The organism is Psychrobacillus sp. L4, assembly GCF_042944905.1.
GTDB lineage: Bacteria > Bacillota > Bacilli > Bacillales_A > Planococcaceae > Psychrobacillus.
In genome coordinates this window covers 2510005-2523496 of record NZ_CP168496.1, presented here as the reverse complement: position 1 = coordinate 2523496, position 13492 = coordinate 2510005, and the positions used below count along the sequence as shown (strand labels likewise).

The following is a 13492-nucleotide window of genomic DNA, read 5'->3' as shown; positions in this document are numbered from 1 at the left end:
GTAATGGCTCAACTAGTAAAGCTTCAAGACTATATATCTCGTTATCAAGTTGATCTAAAGAGATACCCTACTCAATTCGTTCGTTTAAAGAAGCAACAGTGGGAACGAACAAAAGTGGAATGGGAAAAAGGAGCTTTTGACTCATCTTGGCTAGAAAAGGAAGATGAAGTAGAAGTGTCTGAGAAAAAATCCCTTTTCTCAAAGTTTCTTAATCGCAAGAAAGAAGAAAAATTGGAAGAAGTTACATGGGAACCAACGGAGTTACAAGAAGAAGATGTTGTCCTAGAGGAGGCTACAACGCTACATTTTCAGCCTAATATTGTGTACAACCCACAAACGAAAGAAGAGTTAAAGCGAATGTATTTAAATCAGCTTTTTCATTTTCAATTGAAGTGGGCTAGCTCAACATTACGTGAAAAGTCATATGTTGATCCAAAGTTTATGCGAGATAAATTATTGCGATCCCTTACCTTACAACTTCCAGATAATTATTTCTTGTTTTATTATCCCATATTAAAACTAAAAAAAGCTCCAGTTGAACTGGATATTCTTCTAATATTGCCTACAGAAATTATTTGTCTAGTTGTACTTGAGGCGAAAGATTTGGATGCTTATATAGGAAGCAGCGATCGTTTCTGGGTTCGAAAAAGCGGTACGGAAGAGAAGAAAATATTGAGTCCTATGGTTGGATTGAAGCGAATGGAGTCAATCCTATTGCAAATTTTTAAGAAAGAAGAGATTGATTTGCCAATTAAAAAGGTAATTCTATCGAGAAATGGATATATTGATTATCCGGGTACTTCTTTTAATACGCAATTTGTGGATTCAAGAAAATTTTCAGAGTGGTTTTTGACATTAAAGTCATCCCCATCACCTATGAAGCATATGCAATTTAAAGCTGCACAGTCGATACTTGATCTAGTACAAACAACCTCCTATTCAAGAGCGGGTTGGGAAGTAGACGGTGAGGAAATAAATGAATAAAGTCGTCTTCATTGTGAACGAATATGCAGGTCGTGGACGAGCGAAAAAAATATGGGCGGCTTGGAAAGCTAAAATAACCTTTCCTTACAGTTATTATCTTACAGAATATAGCGGACACGCCACAGAAATTGCTAAGAATTGTGCAGAAAATAGCACGGAAGATGTAATCATTATTGCCATTGGTGGAGATGGAACAATTCACGAAATAATTTCTGGTGTAATTGAATATGAACATGTGCGAATTGGAGTTATTTCTGCAGGTAGTGGAAATGATTTTGGTCGGACATTTTCTGTTTTTCAAACGGTAGAACAGTTACAGGAGTATGTAAATGATGTTAATCCATATGAGGAATTAGATTTTGGGAAGCAAATATCAACTCAAAATTCCTATGGATTTGTAAATAATGCAGGTTTTGGTTTTGATGCGAAAGTAGTTTATTCTGTCAATAATTCCAAGTGGAAAAAGTGGTTAAATGCATTAGAATTAGGGAAATTAACGTACATACTATATGTGATAAAAGAACTATTAACATTTAATAGATTTTCCTTCACTTTACATACGGAAGAAGATACGATAAAGTTTGATGATGTTTGGTTTATAGTCGTATGCAATCAGCCGTTTTTCGGTGGAGGAATGAAGATATCTCCAAACTCTCAACCAAATGATCAATTAATCGAAATGACAGTAGTGAATAAATTAGCTAGATGGAAACTATTATTTATATTCGGAACTGTTTTTTTCGGCAAACATACAAAGTATAAAGAAGTGAAACAATTTCAAGCGAAGAATTTTAGAATAACAATGCATGATCAAGTATATGGACATGTAGATGGAGAGTTCTCTTGTATGACATATGTAGATCAAAGTTATTCTTTTTCTGTACAATCAAAAGCTTGGAAATTGGCAAAACCAAAAAGTAAAGGGTGTTAATGTAATGAGGTTAAGACATAAACCATGGGCAGATGATTTTATAAATGCTCATCCTGAAATTGTAATTCCAAATCCAGAAGACCTAAAAGGAAAATGGAATACTGAATTTAAAAATAATAATCCACTCCATATAGAAGTTGGTACAGGAAAAGGTCAGTTTATAACAGGCATGGCTAAACAAAATCCTGCTATTAATTATATTGGGATTGAGCTATATGATAGTGTAATCGTAAGTGCATTAGAAAATGCGCTTGCTGCACAACCACTACCGAACTTACGCTTGTTAAAAGTAAATGGAGCAGATTTGGCAAAGTACTTTGAAAAAAATGATGTAGACCGCGTCTATTTAAACTTTTCTGATCCTTGGCCGAAAATTAGACATGCAAAAAGACGTCTAACACATGAAGTGTTTTTAAAACTATATGAATCTATTTTAGTAGATAATGCTGAAATTCATTTTAAAACGGATAATCGTGGTTTATTCGAATATTCTTTAATGAGCATGTCGGCTTATGGGATGTTAATAAAAGATGTGTCACTCGATTTACATGCAAATATGCCAGAAGATAATATTATGACAGAATACGAGGAGAAATTTTCTGCAAAGGGACAACCGATTTATCGAGTAGAAGCAAAATACGTGTAAAAGGGGACCTGGGAGAATGGATACGTTTCAATTTCACGACATGTCGTTAACTTGGCTAAAGGGCGGGACAACTTACATGGATGGGGGTGCCATGTTCGGTGTAGTGCCAAAACCACTATGGGAAAAGAAATACCCCGTCAATGAAAAAAATCAAATTGAGTTACCATCAGATCCTCTTTTCATTCAATACAAAGGACATAATATATTGATGGAAGCAGGACTTGGCTTCGGAAAATTTACAGAGAAACAACTCAGAAATTATGGAGTGTCCGCTCAATCTCAGGTGGAGGACGATCTAGCTCAACTAGGAATTTTACCTGAAGAGATTGATCTAATTCTCATGACGCATCTCCATTTTGACCATGCATGTGGTTTAACAAGATGGGAAGATGATAAGTTGGTATCAAGTTTTCCAAATGCGAAAATTTACGTATCAGATGTCGAATGGAATGAGATGAGAAATCCAAATATTCGTTCACGAAATACTTATTGGAAAGAGAACTGGGAACCAGTTGAAGGGCAAGTTATCCCGTTTTCAAATTCCATAGAAGTATTGGATGGTATTGAGATGATTCATACTGGTGGTCATAGCGATGGGCATAGTATTATTTTGTTTAAACAAAATGGAGAAACCATTATTCATATGGCAGACTTAATGCCAACGCATGCCCATCAAAATCCATTGTGGGTGTTGGCATATGATGATTATCCAATGACTTCTGTATTCGCCAAAGAAAAATGGGTGAATGAAGGGATACTCCAAAATTACTGGTTCAGTTTTTATCACGATGCCTTTTATCGTTTGGTTAAATGGTCAGCTGATGGGAAAGAAATGGTGGATAAAGTAGAACGAACTTTAAAACCCTAACCAAAAAAGACTGAAGGCAAACACGATTATTATCGGGTTTGCCTTCAGTCTGTTCAATTTCAGATTATGCAAGTTTGGTATGCCTAAGGTTAATTTTGGGAACTTCGATGCTTATTATTACGAACAGTAAAGGGATAATGCGTCATAGTGACCACGGGATTTCCGCTTTAGGCGGACGCTTTCCGAGGGGGGAGCGATGAGCCAGCACCGTCGCATGCGCGCCGCTTGTGCTGTCTCATCTGTCTCCCTGATCCCTCCGGAGTCGCCGCCTGCCGCTACAATCCAGCATATTTGCTAGCTATTCAGTGTCACCACAATAATTCGTTCAAACTTATGAAGTTTTTTCTAAAATAAAATCCAATAAATGGTTGAACGAGACCAATCACGTGATGAACGCAACAAATTTCCCTAAGAACGAGACAAAAACTATCGCAAACGAGACCATTTCTCCTAATAAAGCCTTAACATAGAGTGAAATGCCACTAATTAATTGCACCCGATCAATATATTATGCATGATGGGGACTTGTTGCTATTACTTTCTCTCAATATAGCCTTTACTTGGCATTAGATTATAAGTTTCAATTGAAAACTTACCGTATGTTTCGCATTATTTATTGGGTGATAATATCTGGATAACTGGATAAATAGAGCGGATAATTTTGCTGTTGTGCAACATTACCAAATAGTTAGCAAGTTTATTTGAGATTGTAGCGAAAGGGCGGCGACTCCTGTGGGATGAGTGAGACAGATGCCCCATCACATCGTACGCGTAGCGTCGGTGATGGGGCATCGCTCACCCCACGGAAAGCGTCCGCCCTGCAGTGGAAATCCCAGTGGCAACTTCCTTACGACGCATTATATCTACAATGATCTTCTTGCTGATTTTAATTATGGCAATACTAATTATATATCTTGCCGAATAGATAAGTTACTCTTCATTATACCTAGTACTATATTACAAAGTTAAGCGGTAAATTACAGGTCATTTCTGGATAATCAACAGACCTGTTATTTTATATTTTTTAATTCAAATACATCTGTTTTTATTTCAAGCAATTCAAAATACAGTAACTTAAATTTATATCAATCCGTTCGAAAAAGTATATTTCCTATATGTTTAACTTAAACTTTTACTAACTCCACAACTGTTCCTGTTTTTGCATCAGCAGCGAACTCAAATTGTTCGAGTAGACCATTTTTTACGCGAGAAATTCCGCCTTTATATACATTGATATGAATAGCTTCTTTCTTAAAAGGTTCAGGGCTCATGAAAATCCATGAACCATCAATTGGACCTTCCTGTTTAAATGAATTTTTTATTTCCTTTAAAATAAGTTCTGCAGATCGATTAATATCCATTTTGCTTGCAGCTCGACTGGCGACTATTCCAATTACAATACCTGTTCCAAGACCCATCATATAATCACGAAGCTTCAATACTACTCCTCCTTGCGTCTTTTTTTTAGTGTAACATACATCACCATTCAAATAAATTTTTCGGAAGTCGAAGTTTATCTGTAGTAAACAGTTCAAACTTTTATTACAATAGAAAAGGAATCTTTATTTTCACTAAATTAAATTGATACGTAGCTTTAGGAGGCTTTACAGATGAATGAGGAAACACGTTCGCTATTTAAAACATTAACAGAATTACCAGGGGCACCGGGTAATGAGCATGCAGTTCGGTCTTTTATGCGCAGTGAGCTGGAAAAGTATTCAGATGAAATTGTACAAGATAATTTAGGTGGTATTTTCGGCGTTAAAAGAGGCGATGAAAATGGCCCGAAAATTTTAGTAGCAGGCCATATGGATGAAGTTGGTTTTATGGTATCCGGCATTACAGATAACGGTATGATTCGTTTTCAACCGTTGGGTGGATGGTGGAGCCAAGTTCTACTTGCTCAACGAGTAGAGATTGTGACGAATGAAAAAACAATTCCTGGTGTAATTGGATCGATACCACCTCATCTATTGAGTGATGAGATGCGAAATAAACCAATGGATATTAAGAATATGTTAATCGATATTGGTGCAGACGATAAAGCAGATGTGCTTCGGATGGGTGTTAAACCAGGAGATCAAATTGTTCCTGTTTGTCCTTTTACACCAATGGCAAATGATAAAAAGATTATGGCAAAAGCTTGGGATAACCGTTATGGTTGCGGACTTGCTATTGAATTATTAAAAGAAGTGCAAAATGAGCAATTACCGAATATGCTTTATTCAGGAGCAAATGTAATGGAAGAAGTTGGACTACGCGGTGCACAAGCTTCAGCGAATATGATTAATCCTGATCTATTCTTTGCATTAGACGCTAGCCCTGCCAATGATGCTTCTGGGAATAAAAATGAATTTGGTCAACTTGGAAAAGGAACTCTTTTACGTATTTTTGACCGTACGATGATAACGCATCGAGGTATGAGAGAATTTGTATTAGATACAGCGGAAACGCATAAAATCCCTTATCAATATTTCATCTCTCAAGGTGGAACAGATGCAGGTCGTGTTCATACATCAAATGAAGGAATACCAAGTGCAGTAATTGGAATATGCTCTCGTTATATCCATACTTCTGCTTCCATTATTCATACAGATGATTATGCTGCAGCAAAAGAATTGATTACTAAATTAGTAAAGACATGTGACCGAACAACTTTAGAAACAATAAAAGCAAATGTATAATTGGGTGCCCTAGTGGCATCCTTTTTTCTAGATAGGAGATACATTGTATGAAAATATTAATAGGAACTAATAATAGAGCTAAAACAAAAGCGGTACACACAATCTCTACATTATATTATCCAGATGCAGAATTTAAAAATATAGAAGTATCATCTCTTGTATCAAACCAACCAATGAGTGATGAAGAAACTAGGCAAGGTGCCATTAACCGTGCTAAACAATTGATGGAGAACTCGGAAGCAACCTTTGGGATAGGCTTAGAAGGTGGAGTGAATGAAATAGATGGAATCATGTATATTTGTAATTGGGGGGCTCTTGTAACAAATGATGGCACAGTTTTTACTGCTGCTGGAGCGGGTATCCCTTTGCCAATAGAAATTGCAATTCAGTTGAAAGCGGGTTCGGAACTTGGGCCGGTAATGGACGTCTATACGAATAAGAATGATATCCGTCATGATGAAGGCGCGATTGGCGTATTTACGAATGGCCTTGTTAAAAGAAGTGATATGTTCGAGCACATTATGTTGCTTCTAATTGGACAGTACGAGCTTTCTAAAAAGTTAATGTAGTTGCATGGAGTATGAATCATCGTTAAACTATATAGCAGTTATGCTTTGATAGGAGGAAGGTAAATGACTCGACATTGGATGCGATTATGTATCGTGTCACTAGCTGTCATTTTATTGGTAGGCTGTTCTTCAGTAGAAGAGCAAGCAGCAGATGGGATTGAGAATGCCAAAATAGTGTTCCAAGGAGATGCTGAAAAGGCTAACGAAAAAGTGGGTAACTTGAAAGTCTTCTTGCCAACGGGGTTTGCTATTGAAGACGCATCGGATCAAACTAATATTCTATTATCTAAAGGAAAAGATTCATACATTTTATTTGTTAACCCAAATGAGCTTCCTGGAAGTCGACTATATTATGATTTAATGATCGCAGATACTAATTTAAAAATAGTTGAAAAGAATACATTTGAACAAAATGGACGTTTTGGTTTTGCAGCAATTATTCAAAATAGTGAAGATAACTTTGAATTAATCACGAGTATTGGTGGAATTAAACTTACAACTATATCAAAACAGCATAATATTGCTTTAAACCTAGAACATATGATGAAGATTGTAAGATCCATTTCAACTAACTAAAGGAGGGACATAAGTGGAAAATCTAACATCTATTGAACAATTTGACGAGCTTAAACAAGCGAGCAAAGTAGTTTTTAAATTTACAGCGGACTGGTGTCCAGACTGCCATTTCATAGATCCTTTTATGAAGGAAGTGGAAGGAAATTTTGCGGATTTCCAATTTATATCCGTTGATCGAGATAAATTTATAGATCTTTGTATTCAATTAGATATTTTCGGCATTCCAAGTTTTATTGTTTTTGACAGTGGAGAAGAAAAAGGACGTTTTGTTAGCAAAGATCGCAAAACACAAGAAGAAATCGAATCGTTTTTACGAACAATCTAATTAGTATCCAAAGTACTCTGGAAACGGTGAAGACAAGAAGCACTTAAAGGACCCTAGCGTTTTTCTCAAGTGATACAAAAAAGTATATGAAATTTGCTGCAAGGTACGTTCTAGATGTAGAGGGGCTCTGGTTAGTGTTTATAAGTTGTGCTTCATATCTTACAATGGATTGATATAGATTTTTTTACTTTTACCTTACAAAGTATACACGAATCAGTGAGTGCCTGATTAGAGTAGATGGTACTAGAAAAAAATAGATAGTATCCATTAATAAAGAAGCGCTGAGCGGACGAAATTGCATCTTCGTCCGCTTTTAAAAGAGTAGAATAGGATTTATTCTCTCATTAACCAAACCTTATGCACCTTGTCACTACATATTCCAAGAGGGCGAGGGACAAACATCGGCCACAAGATTATCCAAAACTCTAATGGTAATAGTGTAGCCAATGTTTCGTCCAAAGTACTCTGGAAACGGTAAAGACAAGATGCACTTAAAGGGCGCTTGCACTTTTATAAGATGTTTTGGAAATGATAACTGAAAAAGTAATTTTTTTATGAAAAGGAGGGGTAACTATGCAAGCGCAAGAACTCATACGTGTATTAAAAACGAAGCTTTCGGAAGAAACATATGAATACGATTATAATCGAGAGACGAACAAACTTCGCCTTACACATAAAGCGATTAACAAAGGAATTGATATTTCTGTTCCTCCGATTTTAGCAAAATACGAAACAAAAAAAGAACAAGTTATTGAAGAAGTAATCTATATGATTCATCAAACATTCCAAGCGATGGAAAAGGAAAAGGCTGGAGACATTAATCCATCTTCATCTATCTATCCAGTCATTCGTTCTACATCCTTTCCTACAAAATCGAATGAAGGAAATCGTTTTATCACCAAAGATCATACGGCAGAAACGAGAATATATTATGCATTAGATCTTGGGAAAACTTATCGTTTACTTGATGAAAAAATGCTAGAGGGTTGGGGGATTCGTGAAACTGAAATTCGAGAGAAATCCATTTTTCAAGTTCGAAATTTAGTAAATAACTATAAAAAAGATGAAGTAGCTGGAAATATTTTTTATTTCTTCAACAACAATGACGGGTATGATGCAAGTAGAATACTCAATGAATCTCTACTAAAGGAAATGAAAAAGATAATTATCGGTGATATGACTATTTCTGTACCCCATCAAGATGTTATGATTATTGGTGATATAAGAAATGAAACGGGGTACGATGTTCTAGCTCAAATGACGATGCATTTTTTTACAGTTGGAACTGTACCGATTACTTCATTATCTTTTATATATGAAAATGGAGATTTAGAGCCAATATTTATATTAGCAAAAAATCGAGTAGTGAAGGAGAAAGACGAAAAATGAATGTTTTTTACAACCGAGAAGGAGTTGGCGATGTATTATTGCTACAACTAACTCCAGAAAAAATTGAAAAAGTAGTAACGGAGACTAAAGGTGATATAACACTTGTTAAAGATGCTCAATCCAATGAAGTAGTGGCGATCAATATCTTTAAATTCAGTAATTACGCCGAAATTCAAGATAACGGAAACGTAAATTTAACGAAAGAACTAGTAGCTAAAGTAGAACAAGCTTTAGTAACCAATGAAGTAGATTACATACTAAATGTAGACTTTTCGCCAAAATTTGTTGTAGGTTATGTGGAATCATTGGAACAACATCCAAATGCCGATAAGTTAAAAGTTTGCCAAGTAAATATTGGAGAACATACTTTACAAATAGTTTGTGGGGCACCAAATGTTGAAGCAGGCCAAAAAGTTGTCGTTGCGAAAGTGGGAGCAGTAATGCCTTCAGGAATGGTTATTAAAGATGCTGAGCTTCGCGGAGTGGCTTCTAGTGGTATGCTTTGTTCTGCTCGAGAATTAGCACTCCCAAACGCACCAGAAGTAAAAGGAATTCTAATTCTAGAGGAACAAGAAGAAGTGGGACGTTCGTTTTTACAATAAAGAAGGAAAGCATGCCAATTTGGTGTGCTTTTTTTGTACATTTCTTCAGATAAGTAAGGACGATAGCCGTTATTACTGTTAAAATAGAATGTATCTAGTAGAAAGAGTGATGAATTTGAAATGGTTTAAAAAATTATTTGCGACGAATGAAGATGAATATAGAGAAGCACAAGTATTAGAAGAAGATGAACAACTGGTTACACCAACTCACTCTAGAACCCCTTTTCGATTTCCTTTAATAACTGATGATGAAAAGAAAGATAGCTTATTTGGTGAGCTGAAAATAGAGAAAGAAATGGGACAACCAATAAAAGATAAACATATAAGAGATGATCAGCCGTATAGACCTCTCTATACACATGAACTATGGCAACAAAGAAAGCAAGAGCCAATTGTGCACCGTGCGCCCAAAAAAGAAATAATAGAACCACCTGTGAAAGAAAAACGAAAAAAAGCATTTACTCCAACTCAAGTACCTTCACCTGTTTTTGGATTTTCGAGAAAACAAGAAAATAAAATAGAAGAACCAATTGAGCAGACGATAAGGGAAATAGAATTACCCTTTGAGGAATTAGCAATTACTGCAATTCCAAAACAAGCGGAAGAAAATGAAGTATTACCTATTGTGACATTTACTGAAGAGGAAAAAGTATTACCGTCAAAGCATATAGATGAACAAGTACAAGATACTCCTTTAGAAAAGGAGTCTGAAGTCAAACCAAGTAAACAAAAAGAAAATATAAGACCGTTTAATGTACTAATGCTTAAATCGGATAAAGAAAAAATGAATAATCTAGTAAAAGAGATGCCGGTCTATCAGCCGAAGAAAGAACCGAATAAGGTAGAAAAAATCGCGCTAGAAACGAATTCAAAACCAGCATTTAGTCCTTCGAATTATGCTAGACCAGATTTAAGTTATTTACTTCCACCAGAATTGAAAAATGAAGATAGAGAATGGATGGAAGAGCAGGCATTTACACTTATAGAAGCATTATCTCATTTTCAGGTAACTGGTGAAATTGTTCAAATGGATCAAGGTCCTGCTGTAACACAATTCGAAATAACTGTAGCTCACGGGACAAAAGTAAGTAAAATTCGAAACTTAGCTGATGACTTAAAGCTTGCTTTGGCAGCAAGAGATATACGTATTCAAGCACCAATACCAGGGAAAAGTTCTATTGGTATAGAGATTCCGAATCGAAAATCAAGAGCTGTTCGATTATCGGAAGTGATTAATACAAATGTGTTTTTTGAATCCGAATCTCCTCTTGAAGTAGCGTTAGGATTAGATCTTACGGGAAAACCTGTGACACTGGATTTGCGGAAAATGCCCCATGGATTAATTGCTGGTGCGACAGGTTCAGGGAAATCTGTTTTTATTAATTCACTTCTTGTGAGTCTTTTATATAAAGCAACCCCAGAAGAAGTAAAGCTTTTATTGATTGATCCAAAAATGGTGGAGCTCGCACCATTTAATCATATTCCTCATCTGGTGAGTCCTGTAATTACAGATGTGAAGGCTGCAACAGCCGCGTTAAAGTGGGCGGTAGAAGAAATGGAACGACGCTATCAATTATTTCCTCACATTGGTGTAAGAGATATAAATAGATACAATTCACTTGCAACAGAGAAAAGACAATTTGCTCAAAAGCTGCCGTTTATTGTGATTGTAATAGATGAACTTGCAGATTTGATGATGATGGCACCTACGGAAGTAGAGGACGCAATTTGTCGTATTGCTCAGAAAGCAAGAGCATGTGGCATTCATTTAGTATTGGCAACACAACGGCCATCAGTTGATGTTATAACTGGACTTATAAAAGCAAATATTCCAACACGTATTGCTTTTTCCGTTTCTTCACAAATTGATTCGCGTACTATTTTAGATCAGCAAGGGGCCGAAAGATTATTAGGAAAAGGGGATATGTTATATCAAGGTAATGGCATGTCTAGCCCAGTTCGTATTCAAGGAACGTTTGTAACAGATGAAGAAATTGAAAAGATCATTGATTATGCAAGAACACAAGGAACACCGGAGTATATGTTCGAACAAGAGGAATTGCTTCAAAAGGCAGAGAATGTATCAGAACAGGATGAACTCTTTGAGGAAGCATGTCGGTTTATTGTGGAGCAAGGTTCCGCCTCTACTTCCTTACTGCAGCGAAAATTTCATTTAGGTTATAATCGTGCAGCAAGACTTATTGATGCAATGTATGAAAATGGATATGTAACTGAGCAGAAAGGCAGTAAAGCAAGAGAAGTGCTACTTACAGACGATAGTCTGGAACAAATTTTTAGTTAATATAGTTTATTAATATTAACGATTAAATAATGATATAATTGGGAATACGTCTACTAAGGCGGAATAAACTATTTATGATTCGAATATGCATATAAATGGGGAATATCCCAGGAGGTTTACAACGTATGACAAAATATCATTTTACAGGCATTAAAGGGTCTGGAATGAGCTCGTTGGCACAGATATTACATGATGTTGGTAACGAGGTACAAGGATCTGATATTGAAAAGTATTTTTTTACTGAAAAACCATTACATGAACGAGATATAAAAGTTCTATTATTTGATGAAGCTAATATTGAAGAAGGAATGACAATTATTGCAGGTAACGCATTCCCAGATAGTCATCCTGAGTTAGTAAAGGCGAAGGAACTAGGTTTGACGATTATTCGATACCATGAATTTTTAGGTAATTATATGAGTCAATTCACTTCTGTTGCCGTTACTGGCGCACATGGCAAAACATCAACAACTGGACTACTTTCGCATGTATTAAGCGGATATAAACCTACCAACTTTTTAATTGGCGATGGCACAGGAAAAGGGATGAAAGATGCAGCTAACTTTGTGTTTGAGGCATGTGAATATCGAAGACATTTTTTGGCTTACCATCCAGACTATGCAATTATGACAAATGTTGATTTTGATCATCCAGACTATTTCCATGATATTGATGATGTATTTAATGCTTTTCAATCCATGGCTATGCAAGTGAAAAAAGGGATTATCGCTTGTGGTGATGATAAATATTTACAAAAAATTAAAGCGCCAGTCCCTGTTCTTTACTATGGTTTCGGCGAACAAAATGACTTTGCTGCTAGGAACTTAGAAAGAACGACAGAAGGTACTTCTTTTGATGTATTTGTTCGCCATGAATTCTACCAACGTTTTACAATTCCACTATTCGGTGATCATGCAGTTTTGAATTCTTTAGCAGTAATTTCTCTTTGTCATTATGAGGATGTACCTGCAGAAATTATTCAAAAAGGGTTAGAAACATTTGAAGGGGTTAAAAGACGCTTTACAGAAACGATTATTGGAGATCGTATGATAATCGATGATTATGCACATCATCCAACTGAAATAAAAGCTACGATACAATCAGCTAGACAAAAATACCCAGATAGACAAATTATTTCTATTTTCCAACCACATACTTTTACGAGAACACAAAAATTCTTAAGTGAATTTGGCGAGAGTTTAAATCTTTCAGATCAAGTATACTTATGTGATATTTTTGGATCGGCGAGAGAAAATGCTGGAGACCTAACTATTCAGACATTAGCCGATATTATTGAAGGAAGTATTATTTTAACAGAAGAAAATGTAAATCAATTGCTCCATTATGATAATGCAGTCTTTTTATTTATGGGAGCAGGAGATGTTCAAAAATATCAACAAGCATTTGAAGAGAAGCTTGTTTAGTTACTTGTTTCTAGACAGTAACTAAGTTGGGATTGTATAATTACTTATCTGATTAAATAAAAAATGCCTAATCCATTTTCGGATTAAGCATTTTTTATTTAAAGAATATTCGAAAGAAACGTAGTATAGTATTATATAGAAAGAAGTTTATTTTTATTCTTTTAGGGTAAAAATGATATATGACAACTGAAG

Annotated in this window: 13 protein-coding genes; 12 read left to right on the top strand and 1 reads right to left on the bottom strand. The window is 35.7% G+C overall.

All coding sequences use genetic code 11. The annotated features are described in order from the left end of the window. Window positions 1–3: 3 nt before the first annotated feature. From ACEPXG_RS12105 to ACEPXG_RS12090, 4 genes are read left to right on the top strand one after another with little or no spacing between them, the layout of a single operon-like run. Entirely contained in the window at window positions 4–984 is a 981-nt protein-coding gene (locus tag ACEPXG_RS12105; protein ID WP_391202688.1) for a nuclease-related domain-containing protein, read from the top strand. Further along, complete coding sequence (locus tag ACEPXG_RS12100) at window positions 977–1915, top strand: diacylglycerol/lipid kinase family protein (RefSeq protein ID WP_391202685.1); 939 nt, start codon at window positions 977–979, stop codon at window positions 1913–1915. Before ACEPXG_RS12105 ends, ACEPXG_RS12100 begins: the two co-directional genes overlap by 8 nt. A gap of 4 nt (window positions 1916–1919) precedes the next feature. Next, complete coding sequence (gene trmB, locus ACEPXG_RS12095; RefSeq protein WP_391202682.1) at window positions 1920–2561, top strand: tRNA (guanosine(46)-N7)-methyltransferase TrmB; 642 nt, start codon at window positions 1920–1922, stop codon at window positions 2559–2561. Window positions 2562–2577: 16 nt separating this feature from the next. Beyond that, window positions 2578–3429, top strand: a complete 852-nt coding sequence (locus tag ACEPXG_RS12090; RefSeq protein ID WP_391202679.1) for a YtnP family quorum-quenching lactonase — start codon at window positions 2578–2580, stop codon at window positions 3427–3429. Between the two features lie 1124 nt (window positions 3430–4553). On the opposite strand, the gene ACEPXG_RS12085 is transcribed toward ACEPXG_RS12090, so the two are convergent. After that, window positions 4554–4868 carry a hypothetical protein gene (locus ACEPXG_RS12085; RefSeq protein WP_391202676.1) on the bottom strand — a complete coding sequence of 105 codons (315 nt, stop codon included), beginning with the start codon at window positions 4866–4868 and terminating at the stop codon, window positions 4554–4556. 171 nt (window positions 4869–5039) lie between these two features. Here ACEPXG_RS12085 and ACEPXG_RS12080 point away from each other — a divergent pair, with 171 nt between their 5' ends. The 8 genes from ACEPXG_RS12080 to murC all read left to right on the top strand — a co-directional run bounded on the left by ACEPXG_RS12080 (window position 5040) and on the right by murC (window position 13300). Next, window positions 5040–6113: a M42 family metallopeptidase gene (locus ACEPXG_RS12080; protein ID WP_391202673.1), complete on the top strand. Its 1074-nt coding sequence runs from the start codon at window positions 5040–5042 to the stop codon at window positions 6111–6113. Window positions 6114–6160: 47 nt separating this feature from the next. Further along, window positions 6161–6682 carry a DUF84 family protein gene (locus tag ACEPXG_RS12075; protein ID WP_391202670.1) on the top strand — a complete coding sequence of 174 codons (522 nt, stop codon included), beginning with the start codon at window positions 6161–6163 and terminating at the stop codon, window positions 6680–6682. Between the two features lie 63 nt (window positions 6683–6745). Then, a complete protein-coding gene (locus tag ACEPXG_RS12070; protein WP_391202667.1) occupies window positions 6746–7258 on the top strand; it encodes a hypothetical protein in 513 nt (170 codons plus the stop codon). Window positions 7259–7271: 13 nt separating this feature from the next. Further along, window positions 7272–7583: a thioredoxin family protein gene (locus tag ACEPXG_RS12065; RefSeq protein ID WP_391202664.1), complete on the top strand. Its 312-nt coding sequence runs from the start codon at window positions 7272–7274 to the stop codon at window positions 7581–7583. A 573-nt stretch (window positions 7584–8156) separates the two neighbouring features. After that, entirely contained in the window at window positions 8157–8972 is an 816-nt protein-coding gene (locus ACEPXG_RS12060) for a DUF1444 family protein (RefSeq protein WP_391202661.1), read from the top strand. After that, a complete protein-coding gene (gene ytpR / locus ACEPXG_RS12055) occupies window positions 8969–9574 on the top strand; it encodes a YtpR family tRNA-binding protein (protein ID WP_391202658.1) in 606 nt (201 codons plus the stop codon). The genes ACEPXG_RS12060 and ytpR overlap by 4 nt, the downstream gene beginning before the upstream one ends. Window positions 9575–9689: 115 nt before the next feature. Then, complete coding sequence (locus ACEPXG_RS12050; RefSeq protein WP_391202655.1) at window positions 9690–11876, top strand: DNA translocase FtsK; 2187 nt, start codon at window positions 9690–9692, stop codon at window positions 11874–11876. 125 nt (window positions 11877–12001) lie between these two features. Continuing rightward, entirely contained in the window at window positions 12002–13300 is a 1299-nt protein-coding gene (gene murC, locus ACEPXG_RS12045) for a UDP-N-acetylmuramate--L-alanine ligase (RefSeq protein ID WP_391202652.1), read from the top strand. Window positions 13301–13492: the final 192 nt, after the last annotated feature.

Bases quoted from the DNA above. Each gene is read 5' to 3' on its own strand.
- ytpR (WP_391202658.1), top strand. From the start codon at position 8,969: ATGAATGTTTTTTACAACCGAGAAGGAGTTGGCGATGTATTATTGCTA.
- ACEPXG_RS12075 (WP_391202670.1), top strand. From the start codon at position 6,161: ATGAAAATATTAATAGGAACTAATAATAGAGCTAAAACAAAAGCGGTA.
- ACEPXG_RS12105 (WP_391202688.1), top strand. From the start codon at position 4: ATGGCTCAACTAGTAAAGCTTCAAGACTATATATCTCGTTATCAAGTT.
- ACEPXG_RS12100 (WP_391202685.1), top strand. From the start codon at position 977: ATGAATAAAGTCGTCTTCATTGTGAACGAATATGCAGGTCGTGGACGA.
- ACEPXG_RS12080 (WP_391202673.1), top strand. From the start codon at position 5,040: ATGAATGAGGAAACACGTTCGCTATTTAAAACATTAACAGAATTACCA.
- ACEPXG_RS12070 (WP_391202667.1), top strand. From the start codon at position 6,746: ATGACTCGACATTGGATGCGATTATGTATCGTGTCACTAGCTGTCATT.
- ACEPXG_RS12060 (WP_391202661.1), top strand. From the start codon at position 8,157: ATGCAAGCGCAAGAACTCATACGTGTATTAAAAACGAAGCTTTCGGAA.
- trmB (WP_391202682.1), top strand. From the start codon at position 1,920: ATGAGGTTAAGACATAAACCATGGGCAGATGATTTTATAAATGCTCAT.
- murC (WP_391202652.1), top strand. From the start codon at position 12,002: ATGACAAAATATCATTTTACAGGCATTAAAGGGTCTGGAATGAGCTCG.
- ACEPXG_RS12090 (WP_391202679.1), top strand. From the start codon at position 2,578: ATGGATACGTTTCAATTTCACGACATGTCGTTAACTTGGCTAAAGGGC.